This window comes from Methylocystis sp. (assembly GCF_051061225.1).
Classification (GTDB): Bacteria; Pseudomonadota; Alphaproteobacteria; order Rhizobiales; family Beijerinckiaceae; genus Methylocystis.
This window is the reverse complement of record NZ_JBPFEB010000093.1, coordinates 57,673-76,688: the sequence shown is the minus strand read 5'-3', so window position 1 is coordinate 76,688 and position 19,016 is coordinate 57,673. Positions and strand designations below refer to the sequence as shown.

At 66.2% G+C, this 19,016-nt stretch carries 16 protein-coding genes; 11 read left to right on the top strand and 5 right to left on the bottom strand.

Annotated features, from left to right (window positions below):
• The gene (locus tag ACR652_RS16045; protein WP_434507483.1) at positions 1-1,212 is read left to right on the top strand and encodes an NADP-dependent isocitrate dehydrogenase; all 1,212 of its coding nucleotides are present in this window, start codon (positions 1-3) and stop codon (positions 1,210-1,212) included.
• A 217-nt stretch (positions 1,213-1,429) separates the two neighbouring features.
• A complete protein-coding gene (dksA, locus tag ACR652_RS16040) occupies positions 1,430-1,846 on the top strand; it encodes an RNA polymerase-binding protein DksA (RefSeq protein WP_434507482.1) in 417 nt (138 codons plus the stop codon).
• 82 nt (positions 1,847-1,928) lie between these two features.
• On the opposite strand, the gene ACR652_RS16035 is transcribed toward dksA, so the two are convergent.
• Complete coding sequence (locus tag ACR652_RS16035) at positions 1,929-2,852, bottom strand: hypothetical protein (protein WP_434507481.1); 924 nt, start codon at positions 2,850-2,852, stop codon at positions 1,929-1,931.
• Between the two features lie 306 nt (positions 2,853-3,158).
• On the opposite strand from ACR652_RS16035, the gene cckA reads away from it, so the two are divergent.
• Complete coding sequence (gene cckA, locus ACR652_RS16030; protein WP_434507480.1) at positions 3,159-5,693, top strand: cell cycle histidine kinase CckA; 2,535 nt, start codon at positions 3,159-3,161, stop codon at positions 5,691-5,693.
• 72 nt (positions 5,694-5,765) lie between these two features.
• Here the strand turns inward: cckA and ACR652_RS16025 are convergent, their stop codons facing one another.
• Positions 5,766-6,875 (bottom strand): DUF2865 domain-containing protein, encoded by a 1,110-nt coding sequence (locus ACR652_RS16025; RefSeq protein ID WP_434507479.1) that lies wholly within the window; start codon positions 6,873-6,875, stop codon positions 5,766-5,768.
• Positions 6,876-7,135: 260 nt separating this feature from the next.
• On the opposite strand from ACR652_RS16025, the gene ACR652_RS16020 reads away from it, so the two are divergent.
• Positions 7,136-7,666 carry a CreA family protein gene (locus tag ACR652_RS16020; RefSeq protein ID WP_434507478.1) on the top strand — a complete coding sequence of 177 codons (531 nt, stop codon included), beginning with the start codon at positions 7,136-7,138 and terminating at the stop codon, positions 7,664-7,666.
• Here the strand turns inward: ACR652_RS16020 and ACR652_RS16015 are convergent.
• Positions 7,663-7,998: a hypothetical protein gene (locus ACR652_RS16015; protein WP_434507477.1), complete on the bottom strand. Its 336-nt coding sequence runs from the start codon at positions 7,996-7,998 to the stop codon at positions 7,663-7,665. The two genes, ACR652_RS16020 and ACR652_RS16015, sit on opposite strands and share 4 nt — an antisense overlap.
• Before the next feature lie 277 nt (positions 7,999-8,275).
• Between ACR652_RS16015 and cysS the strand changes: the two genes are divergently transcribed.
• The 4 genes from cysS to cimA all read left to right on the top strand — a co-directional run bounded on the left by cysS (position 8,276) and on the right by cimA (position 12,081).
• Complete coding sequence (gene cysS, locus ACR652_RS16010) at positions 8,276-9,676, top strand: cysteine--tRNA ligase (protein WP_434507476.1); 1,401 nt, start codon at positions 8,276-8,278, stop codon at positions 9,674-9,676.
• Between the two features lie 178 nt (positions 9,677-9,854).
• Complete coding sequence (locus ACR652_RS16005) at positions 9,855-9,989, top strand: hypothetical protein (RefSeq protein WP_434507475.1); 135 nt, start codon at positions 9,855-9,857, stop codon at positions 9,987-9,989.
• Between the two features lie 2 nt (positions 9,990-9,991).
• Positions 9,992-10,489, top strand: a complete 498-nt coding sequence (locus ACR652_RS16000) for a GNAT family N-acetyltransferase (RefSeq protein ID WP_434507474.1) — start codon at positions 9,992-9,994, stop codon at positions 10,487-10,489.
• Positions 10,489-12,081: a citramalate synthase gene (cimA, locus tag ACR652_RS15995; protein WP_434507473.1), complete on the top strand. Its 1,593-nt coding sequence runs from the start codon at positions 10,489-10,491 to the stop codon at positions 12,079-12,081. Before ACR652_RS16000 ends, cimA begins: the two co-directional genes overlap by 1 nt.
• Before the next feature lie 135 nt (positions 12,082-12,216).
• Here the strand turns inward: cimA and ACR652_RS15990 are convergent, their stop codons facing one another.
• Positions 12,217-12,813 carry a TIGR00730 family Rossman fold protein gene (locus ACR652_RS15990; protein ID WP_434507472.1) on the bottom strand — a complete coding sequence of 199 codons (597 nt, stop codon included), beginning with the start codon at positions 12,811-12,813 and terminating at the stop codon, positions 12,217-12,219.
• Positions 12,814-12,941: 128 nt separating this feature from the next.
• Here ACR652_RS15990 and ACR652_RS15985 point away from each other — a divergent pair, with 128 nt between their 5' ends.
• The gene (locus ACR652_RS15985; protein ID WP_434507471.1) at positions 12,942-14,834 is read left to right on the top strand and encodes an ABCB family ABC transporter ATP-binding protein/permease; all 1,893 of its coding nucleotides are present in this window, start codon (positions 12,942-12,944) and stop codon (positions 14,832-14,834) included.
• A 600-nt stretch (positions 14,835-15,434) separates the two neighbouring features.
• Entirely contained in the window at positions 15,435-16,040 is a 606-nt protein-coding gene (locus ACR652_RS15980; protein ID WP_434507470.1) for a hypothetical protein, read from the top strand.
• On the opposite strand, the gene ACR652_RS15975 is transcribed toward ACR652_RS15980, so the two are convergent.
• Positions 16,017-16,304, bottom strand: coding sequence for a hypothetical protein (locus tag ACR652_RS15975; protein ID WP_434507469.1), 288 nt, complete (start codon positions 16,302-16,304; stop codon positions 16,017-16,019). The genes ACR652_RS15980 and ACR652_RS15975 overlap by 24 nt on opposite strands.
• 142 nt (positions 16,305-16,446) lie before the next feature.
• On the opposite strand from ACR652_RS15975, the gene uvrB reads away from it, so the two are divergent.
• Positions 16,447-19,008 carry an excinuclease ABC subunit UvrB gene (uvrB, locus tag ACR652_RS15970; protein WP_434507468.1) on the top strand — a complete coding sequence of 854 codons (2,562 nt, stop codon included), beginning with the start codon at positions 16,447-16,449 and terminating at the stop codon, positions 19,006-19,008.
• Positions 19,009-19,016: the final 8 nt, after the last annotated feature.

Below are 19,016 nucleotides of genomic sequence, written 5' to 3'. Positions count from 1 at the left end.
ATGCAGAAGATCAAAGTCGCCAATCCCGTCGTCGAACTCGACGGCGACGAAATGACCCGCATCATCTGGGCCTTCATCAAGGACAAGCTGATCCGGCCCTATCTGGACATCGATCTCCTCTACTTCGATCTCTCGATCCAGAATCGCGACGCCACCAATGATCAGGTGACCATCGACGCCGCCAACGCCATCAAGCAACACGGCGTCGGCGTGAAATGCGCGACCATCACCCCCGACGAAGCGCGGGTGAAGGAGTTCAACCTGAAGGAAATGTGGAAGTCGCCAAACGGCACGATCCGCAACATCCTCGGCGGCGTGATTTTCCGCGAACCGATCATCTGCAGCAACGTCCCGCGTCTCGTGCCGCACTGGACGCAGCCGATCGTCGTCGCCCGCCACGCCTTCGGCGACCAGTATCGCGCCACCGATTTCAAGGTTCCCGGCAAAGGCCGCCTCACCATCACATTCGAGGGCGAGGACGGGCAGGTGATCGAGAAGGAGGTGTTCAAGTTCCCCGGCGCCGGCGTCGCCATGTCGATGTACAATCTCGACGACTCGATCCTCGAATTTGCGCGCGCCACCTTCAATTATGGCCTGCAGCGGAAATTCCCTGTCTATCTCTCGACGAAGAACACCATCCTCAAAGCCTATGATGGCCGCTTCAAGGATATTTTCCAGGAGGTCTACGAGGCTGAATTCAAGTCGAAATTCGAGGCGCTGGGCCTGTGGTACGAGCATCGGCTGATCGACGACATGGTCGCATCCGCGCTCAAGTGGTCGGGCGGTTATATCTGGGCCTGCAAGAATTACGACGGCGACGTGCAATCCGACATCGTCGCCCAGGGCTTCGGCTCGCTGGGCCTCATGACCAGCGTGCTGATGTCCCCGGACGGCAAGACCGTCGAGGCCGAAGCCGCCCATGGCACGGTGACGCGCCATTACCGCGAGCATCAGAAAGGTCACGAGACCTCGACCAATTCGATCGCCTCGATTTTCGCGTGGACGCGGGGCCTCGCCCATCGCGCCAAGCTCGACGGCAACGAGGAGCTGGCGCGATTCTCCAAAACGCTGGAGGACGTCTGCGTCAGGACAGTCGAATCGGGTTTCATGACCAAGGATCTGGCGTTGCTCGTCGGCCATCATCAAAGCTGGCTGTCCACGACGGGCTTCCTCGACAAGGTCGACGAAAACCTGCGCAAGGCCATGGGGTGACGGTTTGCGCCGGCGGTTCTGTTTGGATCGCCGGAACGCCGTTGAAAAGGGTCCCGCTCCCGGCCCGGCGCCGGGGGCGCGGGGGCTCGGCGCGCGGATTTCCCCGGCGGCGCCGGCGGGTCGGTTTTGCGGCGGCGCGCCAAAATACTGTGATTGTATCTGTCTCGCGGCGCGTCTATATAGGCGCCGCCTATGGCCCAATGGGAGAATCGCGGCAATGACGGTCGATCTGGACGAAGACTACAAACCGTCCGAAGACGAGCCTTTCATGTGCGATCGGCAGCGCGAATATTTTCGGCGGAAGCTGCTGGCCTGGAAAGAAGACATCCTCCACGAGAGCCGTGAGACGCTCGCGGCGCTTCAGAACGAGAATGAGAACCATCCGGATCTGGCGGACCGCGCATCTTCCGAGACGGACCGCGCCATCGAGCTGCGGGCCCGCGACCGGCAGAGGAAGCTGATCGCCAAGATCCACGCCGCCCTCGGCCGTCTCGAAGACGGCTCCTACGGCTATTGCGAGGAAACCGGCGAACCCATTTCTCTCAAGCGGCTGGACGCGCGACCCATCGCCACCCTCTCCATCGAGGCGCAGGAACGTCACGAGCGTCGCGAGAAGGTTTACCGGGACGACTAAAAGGCCGCCGCCGGGGCGTTCGGCTCGGCAATGAAAAGTGGAAAGAAAAAGGGCGCCGCTGATCAGCGGCGCCCTTTTCTTTTTATTCCTTCTCCGGCCTGCCGAGCAGGCGGGCCATTTCGGCTTCCAGCGACTCCAGCGGGTCGGCCTCTGGGGGCGGCGGCGGAATCGCGGGGCCCGGAGGCGGCGCTGGCGGCTGGGACGCCGTGGGCGGAACCGCCGGACGCAGGGGCGGAGCCGCCGGGGGCGCGGAAGGACGCGGGGGTGGCGGCGCGACCGGCGGCGGCGCGGCGGCGGTTGACGGCCCAGCCGGCGGCGGCATCTCCCCCTTCGGCTGAATCAGCCGCTGGGTGCGCGCCAGGAAAGGCGGCGTCGCGGGCCGGGGCGGAGCCGGCCGGGCGGGCGGCGGGCTGGCCGGGCGCTGCGCTGGGGCCGGCGGCGCGGGAGGGGCGGGCGGCGGCGCGGCGGCGATCGGCGCTGCGGGAGCCGGCGCGGGTTCGGGCGTCGCCGGCTTGCCGGGGGTGGGGGCGGGCTTGGCCGGAGGAGGCGCGGCAGCCTTGCTGGGGGCGGGCGCAAACAGATCCGGCGGCAGATTGACCGGGCCGGGCGCGGCGGGCTTCGGCATGGGGCCGGCGGCGGGCGACGGCGTCAGCGGCTCGACCGGTCCCGGCGGCCAGGCCGCCGCGGCGGGAGCGGACGCGGCGCGCGCCCGGGCGGCGGCCATGGCCTCCGACGGCGCGATCGAGCCTTCGACCAGAACATCGTTCGGCCCGCCGATCAGGAGCAGGTGCTCCGTGTCGTCGCGGCGCACAATGACGAGCTGGCGCTCGCGGTCGAGATCGAACACGTCGACGACATCCAGCCGGCGCGGCCCGCCCTTCTTGGCGGCGGAGCGAATCCGGCGTCCAAACAGGAGACGGATGATGTAGAGGACAAGGAGCGCGGCGATGAGGAACGCCACGATTGCTCCGAGAATCGGGAGCAGTTGGGAGAATCGGTCTTGCATGAACTGCGGGTCTCTCTTCGAACGCGCCTGTACCTTGCCAAATTAACAGGATTTCTGGCAAGCGGGGTTAAAAGGTTAATCAATGGTTAACGCAGCTTGCGAAAGCGACGCAAACCAGAGGGCGCGCCGTTGCGTTCCGATGCGTCGACCGCCATTCTTTCCTCACGATTCTGGCGGCCGCGCGGCCGGCAAATCGAGAGGGGCCCGGCCGTTTTCGACGTGCGCCTTCATTAACCCTATTCTGGCATGCACACCGAATCGCCCGGATCACGTCACGGTCCGGGCATGGCGCGCGGGGCGTTCAGGATGACCGACAGGACGGCGTCGTCAGCATATGACCGAAGCGAGCGGCCAGGAAGCGCCAGCCTGGTGCTGATGCTCGCTCTCGTGATCTTCGCGGTGCTTGGCGTCTATTTTTTGGCGCCGGCGGCGATTGCGCCGCGCTTCGTCATGTTCGCGCTGGCGCTGTTCGGCGTGGCGGGCGTGTTTTTCCTGTTCACTCTCGCGGTCGGGCTTGTCCAGTTCTCGCCCCGCGCCGCGCGCAACGACGTCACCCGCCTGATTGCGGATTCGGCGGCCGAGGGGCTCGTCGTCACGCAGGATACGCAGATCGTCTACGCCAACGCCGCCTACATGGACCTGTGCGGCGCGCGCGACCCTGCCGGCCTCCAGGTCGTGGAGCGCCTGTTCTCCGGTCCCCCGGAAGTCTCGGAAGCCGTCTACCGGCTGGCGCAGGCGGCGCGCGCCGGCACGGCGCATGTGGAGGAGCTGCGCCTGTCGCCGCCGCTGACCGGCGGGCCTGGCGTGGGCTGGTACCGAATCATGGTGCGGTCGCTCCCGCAGGCGGGCCCGCGCGCCGTGCTCTGGCGCGTGGCCGATGTGACGGGGGAGCGGCAGCGGCAGGAGGGCGTCTTTCAGGAGCTTCAGCACGCCATCGACTTCCTGGATCACGCGCCGGCGGGCTTCTTCTCCGCCTCCCCCGACGGGGCGGTGTCCTACATGAACAAGACGCTCGCCAACTGGCTCGGCTACGATCTCACGCAGGTGGGGTCCGGCGGCGCGACGCTCGCCTCCATCGTCGCCAATAACGGCGCGGCGCTGCTTGCCGCCGTCTCCGGCGCGCCCGGAGAGGTGCGCACGGACCAGATCGACCTCGATCTGCGCTGCCGGGACGGCCGCCCGCTGCCGGTGCGTCTCCTGCACCGCGTCGCCTTCGGGCAGGACGGCGCGGCCGGCGCGTCGCGCACGCTGGCGCTCAACCGCGCTGCGGGCGAAAAGCCGGAGGAGGGGCTGCGCGCGGCGGAGGTGCGCTTCGCGCGCTTCTTCAATTCGACGCCCATGGCGATCGTGACGCTCGACGGCGAGGGGCGCGTGCGCGACTCCAACGCCGCTTTCGCCAAGCTGCTGCCAAAGGCGCTGAAGTCCGGCCAGGCCAGGGAGCCCTGGTCGTTGCTCGCGGGCCTTGGCGAGCGGGACGCCGAGGCGCTCCGCAAGGCGGTTCAGGACGCCATCGACGGCAAGAGCGACGTCAAGCCGGTGAACGTCTCTTTCGAGGAGGGGGCAGGCCCGCGCTCGGCGCGTTTCTTCGTGTCTCCGGCCGAGGACGGCGGCCAGAAGGGCGTGACCATCTATGCGCTGGACACCACCGAGCAGCGCAAGCTGCAGGAGGAATTCGCTCAGTCACAGAAAATGAACGCCGTGGGCCAGCTCGCCGGCGGCATCGCGCACGACTTCAACAACATGCTGACGGCGATCATCGGCTACTCCGATTTCCTGCTGTCCAGCCATCGTCCGACCGATCCGAGCTTCAAGGACATTCGCCAGATCAAGGCGACGGCCGAGCGCGCGGCCGGGCTGACCCGGCAACTGCTCGCCTTCTCCCGTCGCCAGACGCTCCGGCCGCAGGTGCTCCAGCTCGGCGACGCGCTCTCCGAATTGCAGATGCTGCTGCGCCGCGTCGTCGGCGAGAGGAACGAGATCGAACTGCGCCACGGCCGCGACCTGTGGTACGTGAAAGCCGACCTGACGCAGTTCGAACAGGTGATCATCAATCTCGTAGTGAACGCCCGCGACGCCATGCCGGAGTCGGGCGGCCGCGTGCAGATTCGCACGCGCAATGTGACGACGGGGGACTGCGCGAGCTTCAGCGAGCCGCATCTGCCGGCGGCCGATTATGTGCTGGTGGAGGTCGAGGACACGGGCGCCGGCATCCCGCCGGATGTCATCGAGAAGATTTTCGAGCCCTTCTTCACCACCAAGGAGGTTGGCAAGGGCACGGGGCTCGGGCTCTCGACCGTTTTCGGCATCGTCAAGCAGTCGGGCGGTTTCATCTTCGCCGCGAGCGAGGTCGGCAAGGGCACGGTCTTCCGCATCTTCCTGCCGCGTTACATTCCCGAGGAGAAAGAGGCGCCGCAGAAGGAGGCCGAGGGCGCCAAGCCGCAGGGCGATTACACGGGGCAGGGCGTCATCCTGCTGGTCGAGGACGAGGACGCCGTGCGTTCCATCGGCGCCCGCTCGCTCAAGACGCGCGGCTTCACCGTGCTGGAAGCCACGACGGGCCTCGAGGCGCTGGAGGTCGTCGAGGAGGTCGACGGCAAGATCGACCTGATCGTCTCGGACGTGGTGATGCCGGAAATGGACGGCCCCGCCATGTACGCCGAACTGCGCAAGCGCGGCGTCAAGGCGAAGGTCATCTTCGTTTCGGGCTATGCGGAAGAGGCGTTCGCCAAAAATCTGCCGGAGGGCGAATTCGGCTTCCTGCCGAAGCCGTTCTCGATCAAGCAACTCGTCGAGACGGTGAAGGCGCATCTGCCGCCCCCGGGCGCTGGCGGTGCGTCTTAGGAAGCTGATTTCGAGCTCGCGACGGCGCCCTGTCTCTCACAGGGCGTCGTCCGTGTCGCCTTTCCGCCGGCCTCACAGCAGCGGTGCAACGACGCGCACGCGCCGTTTCACGCCGTCCGGCCCGACGACCTCGCGGAACACGTCCGGCGCGCCAAGGGTCACGCTGCCCTTCGGGTCAGGCTCCGGGGCGGTCGCCGGCGGGGCGGGCTCAAGCGGGTTGCGCGGGCGGACGGCGGCCGGGATCGGCCGCGACATTTGCTCGGCCTGCTCGGCGGTGACCATCTGATCCTTCCGGTTGCGCTCGGCGAGGATGCGTTCGGCCTCGGCGAGTGCTTCCGTCCAGCTTTGACCCGGCGGCTTGCAGCCGCAGGTCGGATCATATTTCGTCTCGAACTTGCGCGCGTTCGGATGGTCGGCATAGGGCTCGCCATCGATGGAAACGGCGGACTCCAGCCCCTTCCACTGCGACTGTGTGTAAAGCTTCGCCTCGGCGCCCGGACACATGGCCTTGCAGAGCGCGCCGAGGTCTTCGAGCTGCGCGTGCCGGGCGGAATAGGTGATCGGAAAGAAGCCACCGTCGCAGGAGCGCACGCAGATCGCCATGGGGCCGCCCATCGGCCGCGCGCCCTGGTCGACCTCCTCGGCCTCGCCCTGCTGCGAGGGATCGACCGGCTCATCGCGCAGGCCGGCGCCCTGGTCCGGCGGGCGTACGCCAAAAAGCTCTTCGAAGAAACTGCCCGGATCGGGCTCGGCCGGCGCGCGCTGCTGCGGGCGGCACTCCACCTCATAACGGGCCATGAGCGCCTGACGCTGGCTGTCGTCGGACGCGCCCTGATCATAGGCGGCGATGCTCGCCTGCAAGGCGCCGAGCCGCGCGTTGATTCCGTCGCACTGCGGCGGCCGCGGCTCGCCGAAGAACAGAAACTGCTGGCGATTGCAGCCCATGGACCGGCCCTTGACGGCGAGGCGGGAGTATTCGGCTCTCTGCTTGGCGGCGGCGGCCCGATAACGGGCGGCCATGCCCTCCTGGCCCGCCTTGGCGATCTGGGCGCGCAGATCCATGCAGCGGGGAGATTCGGCCCTTGCGACAGGGGCGATGAAGAACGCGGCGAGCAGGGCGGCGGCGCGCGGCGCCAGGAAACGGGTGGTGCGGATGGTCTCGGGCCCCAGTGTCGGCCTCATTGAATGCTCCGGCTTGCAGCCTGACTGCGGGACGTCTCTCGAGCGCCAGCGGCGCGGCGGGTCCCGTCTCGTAGGAATCACGGCCGGGTTTCCATGCGCCATAGTGGCCCGTTCCGACCGCGGATCAACCGGATGCGATTGTTCAGCCTATCGTGTCGGCAACAAGGCGGCGGCTGTCCGCCCGCTTTTTTTGGCGGAGGCCTTCCCTTGAGCGGGGACTTCGCCCATATCCGGCGCTGACGCATTTGGAGGCCGGCTCGATGACGCGACTTCGCACTTTGTCTTTCACGATCGTTTTGGGCGCGGCGCTCGCCGCCGGCGCAGCCGCCGCGCAGGAGGGGCCGGACCTCATCTTCCGCAAGTCCACGGATTTCAAGTTGTTGACGCCCAACGACAAGCTTGCGACCTATGTGGTCGACGACCCGCTGCTCGACGGCGTTGCCTGCGCCTATACCGCCCATGAAAAGGGCGGCGTCGCGGGCATGTTCGGAGTCGCGGAACAGACGTCCGAGGTCTCGCTTGCCTGCAATCAATACGGCCCGATCAAGCCGCGGGCGGGCAAGGAGAATGAGAAATTCAGCCAGGGCGATCTGATGATCAGCGAGCGACGGTCGCTGCTATGGAAGCAGATGCACATCGCGCGCGGCTGCGACACCAGGCGCAACATGCTGGTCTACATGATCTATTCGGACAAGCTCATCGAGGGCTCGCCGGAAAACTCGACGGCCGTGGTTCCCATCCAGCCCTGGGGCGGCGCAGCCGCCGCCCAGTGCAAGGACTGGGTGCGCTAATCGGAGCAGGCGACGATCGTCGCGTCGGCCGGGATGGACTGACGCGACGCGCCGCCCGGGACGGAGGCCGTGACATCCTCGGCAAGGCCGAACGCGCTGGCCGGCCCATGCCCATGCGACTCGCACCACGCGTCGGCGACGATCCTGCCGCATTCGGCGCGGCCCTTTAGGCACTCGGAGATGCCGTAGCCCTCCTGATCGGCGACGATAAAGGTCTCGGGGGCCGCCTGCGCGCCATGTTGGAAGGCCAGCGTCGCCAGTGCGCCGGCGATGAGCGGCGCGGCGAGGCGGGGCAAAAAGGCGTGTTCGGCTTTTGAGGACAGGATGAACATGGCGGGGAGCCCGTTTGAGGGCCGCCGGCGGTGGAGGCGGCTGCCTAAAGGGTTATCCGGTGTTGGTAAACTATCCCTTAAATCAGCCTGGCGGCGCGATGCGGCGGCGCGATAACGGCCTTGACGCGGCGGCGCGCCCGGCGCATGGTCGCCGCATGACGCTCAACTGCCGAATTTGCGGCCGGATCATCATCAGCTAGCGACCACCGCTGGCCGGAGCCGTCACGTCCCTCAAACGACATGAAACGCGCCGGCCATGCTGGCCCCAGGGGATTTCATGTCGACGCCCGCGCTCAAGATCTACAACACGCTGACGCGAACGAAGGAGCCTTTCAGGCCCATCGATCCCGCACATGTGCGCATGTATGTCTGCGGCCCGACGGTCTACGACTTCGCCCATATCGGCAACGCCCGGCCGCTGATCGTCTTCGACGTGCTCTACCGGCTGCTGCGTCATCTCCATGGGGTGGAGCATGTGCGCTATGTCCGCAACATCACGGACGTCGACGACAAGATCAATGCGCGCGCCGCCGAGCGGGGCGTGACGATCCGCGAGCTGACGGAAGAAACCAACCGCATCTTTCAGGGCGACGTGCGCGCCCTCGGCTGTCTGGAGCCCGACGTGCAGCCGCGCGCGACCGAGCACATCGCTGAAATGATCACGATCATCGACAAGCTGATCGCGACAGGGCACGCCTATGCGGCGGACGGCCATGTGCTTTTCGACGTGCCGTCGATGCCCGCCTATGGCCGTCTCTCACGGCGCTCGCTCGATGAGATGCTGGCCGGCGCGCGGGTGGATGTCGCGCCCTACAAGCGCGGCGACATGGATTTCGTGCTGTGGAAGCCGTCGCGGGAGAATGAGCCCGGCTGGGACTCGCCCTGGGGGCGGGGACGCCCCGGCTGGCACATCGAATGCTCGGCCATGTCCTGGCGCCATCTCGGCGAGACCTTCGACATTCACGGCGGCGGCATCGATCTGGTCTTCCCGCATCATGAAAACGAAATCGCGCAGAGCTGCTGCGCCTTCGGCCGCGACGTGATGGCGACCTACTGGATGCACAATGGCTTCCTCCAGGTCGAGGGCGAGAAGATGTCCAAGAGTCTGGGTAACTTCATCACGATCCATGAGCTGTTGCACACGGATACGTTCGGCGGCCGGAAATGGCCCGGCGAAGTCCTGCGCCTCGCCATGCTGCGCACGCATTATCGCCAGCCGATCGACTGGACCGTGAAGGCGCTGGAAGAGGCGGAGAAGACGCTGGAGAAATGGCGGGGCGTCGCCGCCTCCGCGCAGGCGCTGGAACATCCGCCGTTTGTCGAGGCGCTCGTCGACGACCTGAACTTTTCCAGGGTGGAAGCAGAAATGCATGCGCTTGCCAGCGTCGCCGAAACGCCGGCGGGCGGGGACCATCCCGCTGCGCCGGCGGCGCGCGGCGCCTTGCGGTTCTGTCTCGAGCTCTTGGGTCTGGACGGCATTCTCGACGCCTCCTGGAACAAGGTGGCGGTCGATCCGGCTCTGAAGGAGACGGTCGACTCGCTGATCTCCGCCCGCCTCGCCGCGCGCGCGGCGAAGAACTGGGCGGAGTCCGACCGCATTCGCGATGAGCTTGCCGCCATGGGCGTGGCGCTCAAGGACAACAAGGACGGCACGACGAGCTGGGAGATGAAGCGATGATCGCGGCGCCCCCCACCCGTCGCGCTTCGCGCGCCACCCTCCCCGCGAGGGCGAGGGAGGAGAACACGCAGATCGCCGCTTCGTTTGAAATGCTGCTATTTGTTTGCAACGCCGCCGCCACCCCATCCCTCGCCATTACGGCGCGCGAAGCGCGGCGGGTGGGGTAAAGGAAACAGCCATGTCCAACGACGACTGGAAATCCACGCTGCCGTTCAAGCGCCATTGGGCGGTCTACCTCGTCTTCAAGCTCGGCTTGCTGGCGCTCGCGGCCTTTGTCGCCTGGCATTTGCTGCGCGCCTTCGCGGTGGTGTGATCATGGCGCAGCCCGGCCTTCGCCCGTTTCTCCCTGCCGACGCGCCCACGCTCGCCGCCCTGTTTCGCGCCAGCGTGGAAGAGCTTGCCGCCGAGGATTACGACGAGGATCAGCGCGAGGCGTGGATCTCCGCGGCCGATGACGAGGCCGCCTTCGCCGCGCGTCTGTCCGGCGCGCTCACCATCGTCGCGCTGGTGGACGGCGAACTGGCGGGCTTTGCTTCGCTGAAGGACAATCAGCTTTTCGACATGCTCTACGTGCGGCCCGATCTCTCGGGGCAGGGCGTCGGCAGCGCGCTGGCCGACGCCATCGAGAAACTCGCCGGCGCGCGCGGCGTGACGAAACTGACCGTCGAGGCCTCCGATTCCGCTCGCGATTTCTTCGCGGCGCGCGGCTATGTCGGGCAGAGCCGCAATACGGTGACCGTCGCGGGCCAATGGCTCGGGAACACCACCATGATCAAGGAACTGGCGGCGCCCGCCGCCGGGAGAACGCATTGATGGCCAGGGAACGCGTCACGCTCTATGACACCACGCTGCGCGATGGCGCGCAGACGACCGGGGTCGATTTTTCGCTTGAGGACAAGCGGCAGATCGCCGCCATGCTCGACGAGCTCGGGGTCGATTATGTCGAAGGCGGCTATCCCGGCGCCAATCCGACGGACACGGAGTTTTTCGGCGCGCGGCCAAACCTGCGCGCGCGCTTCTCGGCCTTCGGCATGACGCGGCGGCAGGGTCGGTCGGTCGAGAACGATCCCGGCGTCGCCGCGCTCCTCGACAGCGCGGCCGACGCCGTCACCTTCGTCGCCAAAAGCTGGGACTATCAGGTCAAGGTCGCCTTACGCTCCACGGAAGAGGATAATCTCGAAGGCATTACGCAGTCCGTAAGAGCGGCGGTCTCCAGAGGGAAGGAGGTCGCAGTCGATTGCGAACATTTTTTCGACGGCTTCAAGGACAATCCCGCTTATGCGCTGGCCTGCGCCAGGGCGGCCCATGACGCCGGCGCGCGCTGGATCGTGCTCTGCGACACCAATGGCGGGACGCTGCCGCACGAAATCGAACGGATCGTCGCGGAGGTCGTGAAGGTCATTCCCGGCGGTCACGTCGGCGTGCATTGTCATGACGACACCGGACAGGCGGTGGCCAATTCGCTGGCTGCGGTGCGCGCCGGGGCGCGGCAGATTCAGGGGACGCTCAACGGTCTTGGCGAACGCTGCGGCAACGCCAATCTGACGACGATCATCCCGACGCTGCTGCTGAAGGCGGAATTCGCAGAGCGTTTCGAAATCGGCGTCACGAGAGATAAGCTCACCCATCTCACGCGCATCAGCCATGCGCTGGACGAGCTGCTCAATCGCGCGCCGAACCGCCACGCGCCCTATGTCGGCGCCAGCGCCTTCGCCACCAAGGCGGGCATCCACGCCTCCGCCGTTATGACCGACCCGCGCACCTATGAGCATGTGCCGCCGGAGACGATCGGCAATATGCGCCGCGTGCTGGTCTCGGATCAGGCGGGGCGCTCGAATATCATTTCGGAACTCACCCGTCTTGGCGTGACGGTGGAGAAGGACGACCCGAGGCTCGCGCGCCTCCTCGACGAGGTGAAGGAGAAGGAGGCGCAGGGCTACGCCTATGAGGGCGCGGACGCGTCCTTCTTTCTGCTGGCCAAGCGGGTGCTCGGCGAGGCGCCGCATTTCTTCGACATCGAGCGCTACAGCGTGGCGGTCGACCGGCGCTTCTCGCGCAACGGATTCGAGGATCAGGGCGCCGAAGCGATCGTGAAGATCACTGTCCACGGCGAGACCCGCATCTCGGCGGCCGAGGGCAACGGTCCGGTCAATGCGCTCGATCTGGCGCTGCGCAAGGATCTCGGCGCCTATCAGAAATTCATCGACGATGTGCGGCTGGTGGATTATCGCGTGCGCGTCTTCCAGGGCGGCACGGACGCGGTGACCCGCGTGCTGGTCGAATGCGCGGACGCGGAGGGCAATCGCTGGTCCACCGTGGGCGTCTCGGCCAATGTCATCGACGCGTCCTTCGAGGCGATCGTCGACGCGATCAATTACAAGCTGCTGGTGTCGGGGGCGCGATAGACCGAAGAGGGCGCCCCCCTCCCTGTCCCTCCCCCGCTGCGCGGGAGAGGGGACGCTCGTGATCAGCAATGTCGATGAAGGCCCGAATCTGCCCCCTCTCCCGCGCAAGCGGGGGAGGGTTGGGGAGGGGGCACGTCACATCTTCTCTGTAATGGCCGTCTCTTTGACCTTCGGCATGCGCCGCGCCGTCGAGAGGATCATCGGCAGAATGTCCTCCACCCGCTCGGCGACCGAGTAGCGCACCTCATAGCCCTCGCGGATGAAGCCCTCATTGTGCATATGGGCGAAGAGCGACAGCAATGGGCGCCAGAAGCCGCCAATATCCGCGATGACGAGCGGCTTGGTGTGTCGGCCGAGCTGAATCCAGGTGAGCTGTTCCGTGAGCTCCTCCAGCGTGCCCACGCCGCCGGGCAGCGCCACAAAGGCGTCCGACCTCTCGAACATCAGCCGCTTTCGCGTGTGCATGTCCTCGACCACGATCATTTCAGTGAGGCCGCGCATGGCGATTTCCCGGTCATCGAGAAAGCCGGGGATGATCCCTGTCACCCGCCCGCCCGCGTTCAGCGTGGCTCGGGCCGTGATCCCCATGAGGCCGCAGGAGCCGCCGCCAAAAACGAGACCGACGCCGGCCTGGGCCAGAAGGCGCCCGAAAGTTTCCGCCGCGGCGGCGTAGCGCAAGTCGTCTCCCTCGGCAGAGCCGCAGTAGACGCAAATGTTCTTGATCTTTTGCATAACCGTCTTCCGTCATCTGGCGCCCGTCCCCCCGGCCGTCAAGCGGGGTGCGCGAGGAAGGCAAAAGTCTTATATGACCTTTCAAGCCTCTTTCGCGAGGCGCCTCTCAGTTCATCATCGGACTCCGAATGCTCAGAATTGGCCAACGCTCGTCGGGCGCCTCTGGCGTGCCCGATCCGCAGGACGCTTCCCTTTCCGAAGCCTCGCTCCTCAAGACAATTCGCCGGCTGTGGCCCTATATCTGGCCGCGCGGCAGGCGCGATCTGGAGCTGCGCGTCGCAGTCGTCTTCGGGCTGCTGATCGTCAGCAAGCTCTTCAACGCCATGACGCCCTATGCTTTCAAATGGGCGACAGACGCCCTCGCGGAAAGCGGAGCAGATGCGCTGCCCGTTCTGGGCGCCGGCGCCGTCGGATTCACCCTGCTCATGGGCGCGATCCGCATCGTCGCGGTCATCCTGATGCAGACGCGAGACGGCATTTTCGCGGCCGTGGCCATGCACGCCGTGCGGCGGCTGGCCACGGACCTGTTCGTGCACATGCACGAATTGTCGCTGCGCTTCCATATCAGCCGCAAGACGGGCGGGCTCACGCGCGTTCTGGAGCGCGGCCGCAACGCCATTGAGACGCTGTCGCGCCTCGTGATGTCCACCGGCGCGCCCACCGCGATCGAGATGGTTCTCGTTCTCGGCGTGTTTCTCTATCAGTTCGACTGGCGCTACGGCGTCGTGCTCGTTCTGACGCTCGCCGCCTATTTCGCCTATACGACGCTCGCCACCAACTGGCGCATCTCCATCCGTCGCAAGATGAACGAGAGCGACACCGACGCCAATCAGAAGGCGATCGACAGTCTGCTCAATTACGAGACAGTGAAATATTTCAGCGCCGAGGCGCGCGAGGCCGAGCGCTACGACAGGTCGATGATCCATTACGAGAAGGCGAGCACGCATTCCTACGTCTCGCTCGCCGTTCTCAACGCCGGACAGACGGTGATCTACATCATCGGCGTCACCGTGATGATGATCATGTGCGTCTACGGCATTCGCGCCGGGCACAACAGCATCGGCGATTTCGTGCTGATCAACGCCATGATGATTCAGCTCGCGCAGCCGCTGAATTTCATGGGAACCTTCTACCGGGAGGTGCGGCAGGCCATCATCGACATCGAGATGATGTTCGGCATTCTGTCGCGCAGCCCCGAGATCAAGGACAAGCCCGGCGCGAAACCGCTTGTCGTTTCGGAAGGCCGCATCGTCTTCGACGACGTGCATTTCCATTACGATCCCGAGCGGCCGATCCTGAAGGGCGTCAGCTTCGAAGCCACTCCGGGGCAGACGATCGCCATCGTCGGGCCGTCCGGCGCCGGCAAATCCACGATCTCCCGGCTGATGTTCCGCTTTTACGAGCCGCAGGGCGGGCGGATCATGATCGACGGGCAGAACATTCTCGACGTGACGCAGATCAGCCTGCGCGCCGTCATCGGCATGGTGCCGCAGGATACGGTGCTGTTCAACGACAGCATCGGCTACAACATCCGCTACGGCCGCTGGGACGCCGCCGACGAAGAGGTGCGCGAGGCGGCGCGGCTGGCGCAGATCGACGCCTTCATCCAGCGCGTGCCGGGCGGCTATGACGCGCAGGTGGGCGAGCGCGGGCTGAAGCTCTCCGGCGGCGAGAAGCAGCGCGTCGCCATCGCCCGCACGATCCTGAAGGGTCCGCCAATTCTCATCCTCGACGAGGCGACCTCGGCGCTCGACAGTTTGACCGAGCACGAAATCCAGGAGGCGCTGCGCCGGGTTGCCAGGGGCCGCACGACGCTGGTGATCGCACACCGCCTGTCGACCGTCGTGGACGCGGACGAGATCCTGTTCCTCGACCACGGCCGCATCATCGAGCGCGGCCGCCACGCGGAGCTGCTGGCGCTGGGCGGACATTACGCCGGCATGTGGAACCGCCAGCGCGAAGCCGCCGAGGCCCGCGCGCGGCTGATCGAGGCCGAACGGGAAGAGGCAGAGGCGGAGTAGGGCGGCGGGCGCCCCCACCCGACCCCGCTTCGCGGGGCCACCCTCCCCGCAAGGGGGAGGGATGCGCTCGCGAGCAGCATTCATGTTGGCGTCATCGTCCGTCTTGCGAGGTGATCCCCATACCTCCCCCTCGCGGGGAGGTCGGCGGTCGAAGACCGCCGGGTGGGGGTCTCGCCGCTGCGGCCATGATGGGCCTTGGCCCCAGCCGACCCCGCTTCGCGGGGCCATCCTCCCCGCAAGGGGGAGGGATGCGCTCGCGAGCAGCATTCACGTTGGGGTCATCTCCGTCATGCGACGTGATCCCCATACCTCCCCCTCGCGGGGAGGTCGGCGGTCGAAGACCGCCGGGTGGGGTTCGCGCCGCCACAGCCATGAAGGGGCTTGACCCCACCCGACCCCCGCTTCGTGGGCCCACCCTCCCCGCAAGGGGGAGGGATGCGCTCGCGAGCAGCATTCACGTTGGGGTCATCGTCCGTCATACGGATCGGCTGGGGTCCGAGCCGCTGGCGAAATCCCGCAGGCTTTTGGCGAGGATCGTTCTTTGCTCTAAGTCAAGTTCGGGCGCACCCTGATGCTTCGCAGCCGCCTCGGGAGCGTCCGATGTCCAAATCTCTTCTTCTCGCTTCATTGATCGCGCTCGGCGCGGCGTCCGGCGCCCATGCGCAGATCGCGGCCGAGCATCCGCGTTTCTGCGTCATGAACGTCGGGCCGGCGCAGATGATGTTCAGCGCCTTTCAGGAAAACCGCACGGACGCCATCTTCTGTCAGTCCATCGCCGAGGCGGGCAAGACCTTGATCATCCTCGACGCGAAGAGCAATGAGCTTCGCGACATGAATATCGAGGCCCGGGTGCTGAAGGACGTCGGACAGAAGGACTGGCGTGACGATCTCGACGCCAACACCGTCTCCCGCCTGCCGCCGGGCAAATATCTGGCGGCCGCCGGCACGACGAGCTTCAATGCCGAATTCGCGAAGGACGGCGAGTATATGGCTGTGGTGCGCGCCTTCAGCGACGACGGCGCCAAGGACTATATCGGCCAGTACCGCTTCACGGTGGGCGCGGATTATACCCAGATCATCGCCACGGGCGTGGCCGTGGCGGCCGTGAGCTTTACGGGCTTTCTGCTGCTGTGGCGGCGCGGGAGCGTGGGCAAGGCCGCGGCCAAGGCGAAGCCCGCGACGTCAGCCGCGCGTCAGTCGTCTTAGATTGCGGTCGACACGCCTCTTGTAGACGGCCATGGCGCGGCCGGCGGCGTGATGCGGCTCGCCGGCGGCGATGCTGCGCGCGGCCGCCAGCGACGCCTCGGTCGCCGCGTCGATCTTCTCGACGACCATGAGCGGAGCCTCTTGGCTGGGGTCGACGACGCCGAATGCCATCTTGGTCAAGCGCATCGCGATGACGGCGTTGGCCGCCATGCTCAGGGTGAGCGTATCGACGAAAAGCGTGACGAGGTCCGACCTGCTGTTCATTTGCGTCAACCTCCGCGGCGAGACCCGGAGTTTGCGTCATCTGGATTGTAAATGCAAAGGCTGGGCCGTCTGGCTGGCCTGAGCGTTTCTTTCCCGAGGGTTGCGCTTCCCTCCGGCCCCCGGAACCCCCATATTCGCGGCCATGGCGAAGTCTCCCGAAAAACCGAAGCCTGCGAAGAAGGACCCCGCGCGCCCCACCCGCGCCAAGGCGTCGAAGCCCGAGGTCGCGCCGCTGGCGCCGCATCTCGCCCAGCTCCTCAACCCCGCGCTGGCGCCCGGGTTCGAGGACATGCGGCAGGCTGGCTATGACGTCTCCGATCCAACCGCTCTGGACAATGAAGACATCCCCAAATGGGTGCTGGGCGACTTGTCCCCTCAGGGCGGCGGCGTACAGGCGACCGCCGATTCGCTCGCGGAGCTGCTCCGCCTCGGCGACCCCAATCTTCGCGACACGAAACCGTGGGTCCCGCATCGCCCCGAGCGCCCGGAGAAGTCCGAAGGCGGCCTCAAGTTCGAGCTTGTTTCGGACTATACGCCCAAGGGCGACCAGCCGGCGGCCATCGCCGAACTGGTGAAGGGCATCGAGGCGCATGACCGCGATCAGGTGTTGCTCGGCGTCACCGGCTCGGGCAAGACCTTCACCATGGCCAGCGTCATCGCCGCGACGCAGCGGCCGGCGCTCATTCTCGCGCCCAACAAGACGCTGGCGGCGCAGCTCTACGGCGAGTTCAAGAGCTTCTTTCCCAACAACGCCGTCGAATACTTCGTTTCCTATTACGATTACTATCAGCCTGAGGCCTATGTGCCGCGCTCGGACACCTATATCGAGAAGGAGTCGAGCGTAAACGAGCAGATCGACCGCATGCGCCACGCCGCGACGCGCTCGCTGCTGGAGCGCGACGACGTCATCATCGTCGCCTCGGTGTCCTGCATCTACGGCATCGGCTCGGTCGAGACCTATACGGCCATGACCTTCTCCGTGCAGCTCGGCGAGAAGCTGGAGCAGCGGCAGTTGGTGACGGACCTTGTCGCATTGCACTACCGCCGCGTGCAGGCGGATTTCACGCGAGGAACCTTCCGCGTGCGCGGCGATACGGTGGATGTGTTTCCGGCCCACTATGAGGATCGCGCCTGGCGCATTTCCTTCTTCGGCGACGAGGTGGAGTCGATTTCGGAGTTCGATCCGCTCACCGGCAAGAAGACTGTCGATCTCGAATTCGTGAAGATCTACGCCAATTCGCACTATGTCACGCCGCGCCCGACGCTGCTGCAATCCATCAAGGCCATCAAGGATGAACTGAAGCAGCGGCTCGACGAGCTGAACCGCTCGGGGCGCCTGCTGGAGGCGCAGCGGCTCGAACAGCGCACGCGCTTCGATCTGGAGATGATGGAGGCGACGGGCGCCTGCGCCGGCATCGAGAATTATTCGCGCTATCTCACCGGCCGCAAGCCCGGCGAGCCGCCTCCGACGCTCTTCGAATATCTGCCCGACAATGCGCTGGTCTTCGCGGATGAAAGCCATGTGTCGATCCCGCAGATCGGGGGCATGTATCGCGGCGACTTCCGGCGCAAGGCGACGCTCGCGGAATATGGATTCCGCCTGCCGTCCTGCATGGACAATCGCCCGCTGCGATTCGAGGAATGGGACGCCATGCGGCCCCAGACGGTCTCTGTCTCTGCGACCCCCGGCAATTGGGAGCTGGAGCAGACCCGCGGCGTCTTCGTCGAGCAAGTCATTCGCCCGACCGGGCTGATCGATCCGCCCGTCGAAGTGCGCCCGGCGCGCTCGCAGGTGGACGACCTTCTGGACGAGGTGCGCGCCACCTCGCAGATCGGCTATCGCACGCTCGTCACCGTGCTGACCAAGCGCATGGCCGAGGACCTCACCGAATATCTGCACGAGAACGGCATGCGCGTGCGCTACATGCACAGCGACATCGACACGCTGGAGCGCATCGAGATCATCCGCGACCTGCGCCTCGGCGCCTTCGACGTGCTGGTCGGCATCAATCTGCTGCGCGAGGGTCTCGATATTCCCGAATGCGGTCTCGTCGCCATTCTCGACGCCGACAAGGAAGGGTTTCTGCGCTCCGAAACCTCGCTGGTGCAGACCATCGGCCGCGCCGCGCGCAACGTCGACGGGCGCGTGATCCTCTATGCGGATCACATCACGGGCTCGATGAAGCGCGCCATGGACGAGACGGAACGCCGCCGCGCCAAGCAGCAGGCCTACAATATCGAGAACAACATCACGCCGGCGTCGATCAAGCGCGGCATCGCCGACATTCTCGGCAGCGTCGCCGAGCAGGATCATGTGACGGTCGACACCGGATTCGACATCGCCCCGGGCCATAATCTCGCGGCGACCATCGCCGATCTCGAAAAGCGCATGAAGGAGGCGGCGGCCGATCTCGCTTTCGAGGAGGCCGCGCGGCTGCGCGACGAGATTCAGCGCTTGCAGAAGGCCGAGCTGCTTGCCGAAGCGAGCCCGCTGTTGCGCATGTCCCTCGCGCGTAAGGCGGGGGGAGGGGGCGGTGAGAGCCTGTCGACCCGCGCCCGCAAGCCGACCGACGCCGACATGGGGCCGCATAATTTCGGCGGCGGGGAGGCGAGGCCCGTGGGTCGCGTCGCGCCCGCGCGCCCGGCGGGGCGGTCGTCGGGCGGGAAGCCTGGAACGCGGACAGTGAAGGGCAAGCCGAAATAGGGACGCGC

What these genes read in the sequence shown, in the direction of transcription:
- ACR652_RS16000 (WP_434507474.1), top strand. Translation starts at nt 9,992, where the DNA reads ATGGCGCAGCCCGGCCTTCGCCCGTTTCTCCCTGCCGACGCGCCCACG.
- cckA (WP_434507480.1), top strand. Translation starts at nt 3,159, where the DNA reads ATGACCGACAGGACGGCGTCGTCAGCATATGACCGAAGCGAGCGGCCA.
- ACR652_RS16025 (WP_434507479.1), bottom strand. Translation starts at nt 6,875, where the DNA reads ATGAGGCCGACACTGGGGCCCGAGACCATCCGCACCACCCGTTTCCTG.
- ACR652_RS15985 (WP_434507471.1), top strand. Translation starts at nt 12,942, where the DNA reads ATGCTCAGAATTGGCCAACGCTCGTCGGGCGCCTCTGGCGTGCCCGAT.
- ACR652_RS16035 (WP_434507481.1), bottom strand. Translation starts at nt 2,852, where the DNA reads ATGCAAGACCGATTCTCCCAACTGCTCCCGATTCTCGGAGCAATCGTG.
- ACR652_RS16015 (WP_434507477.1), bottom strand. Translation starts at nt 7,998, where the DNA reads ATGTTCATCCTGTCCTCAAAAGCCGAACACGCCTTTTTGCCCCGCCTC.
- ACR652_RS16005 (WP_434507475.1), top strand. Translation starts at nt 9,855, where the DNA reads ATGTCCAACGACGACTGGAAATCCACGCTGCCGTTCAAGCGCCATTGG.
- ACR652_RS16045 (WP_434507483.1), top strand. Translation starts at nt 1, where the DNA reads ATGCAGAAGATCAAAGTCGCCAATCCCGTCGTCGAACTCGACGGCGAC.
- dksA (WP_434507482.1), top strand. Translation starts at nt 1,430, where the DNA reads ATGACGGTCGATCTGGACGAAGACTACAAACCGTCCGAAGACGAGCCT.
- ACR652_RS15975 (WP_434507469.1), bottom strand. Translation starts at nt 16,304, where the DNA reads ATGAACAGCAGGTCGGACCTCGTCACGCTTTTCGTCGATACGCTCACC.
- uvrB (WP_434507468.1), top strand. Translation starts at nt 16,447, where the DNA reads ATGGCGAAGTCTCCCGAAAAACCGAAGCCTGCGAAGAAGGACCCCGCG.
- ACR652_RS15980 (WP_434507470.1), top strand. Translation starts at nt 15,435, where the DNA reads ATGTCCAAATCTCTTCTTCTCGCTTCATTGATCGCGCTCGGCGCGGCG.
- cimA (WP_434507473.1), top strand. Translation starts at nt 10,489, where the DNA reads ATGGCCAGGGAACGCGTCACGCTCTATGACACCACGCTGCGCGATGGC.
- ACR652_RS15990 (WP_434507472.1), bottom strand. Translation starts at nt 12,813, where the DNA reads ATGCAAAAGATCAAGAACATTTGCGTCTACTGCGGCTCTGCCGAGGGA.
- cysS (WP_434507476.1), top strand. Translation starts at nt 8,276, where the DNA reads ATGTCGACGCCCGCGCTCAAGATCTACAACACGCTGACGCGAACGAAG.
- ACR652_RS16020 (WP_434507478.1), top strand. Translation starts at nt 7,136, where the DNA reads ATGACGCGACTTCGCACTTTGTCTTTCACGATCGTTTTGGGCGCGGCG.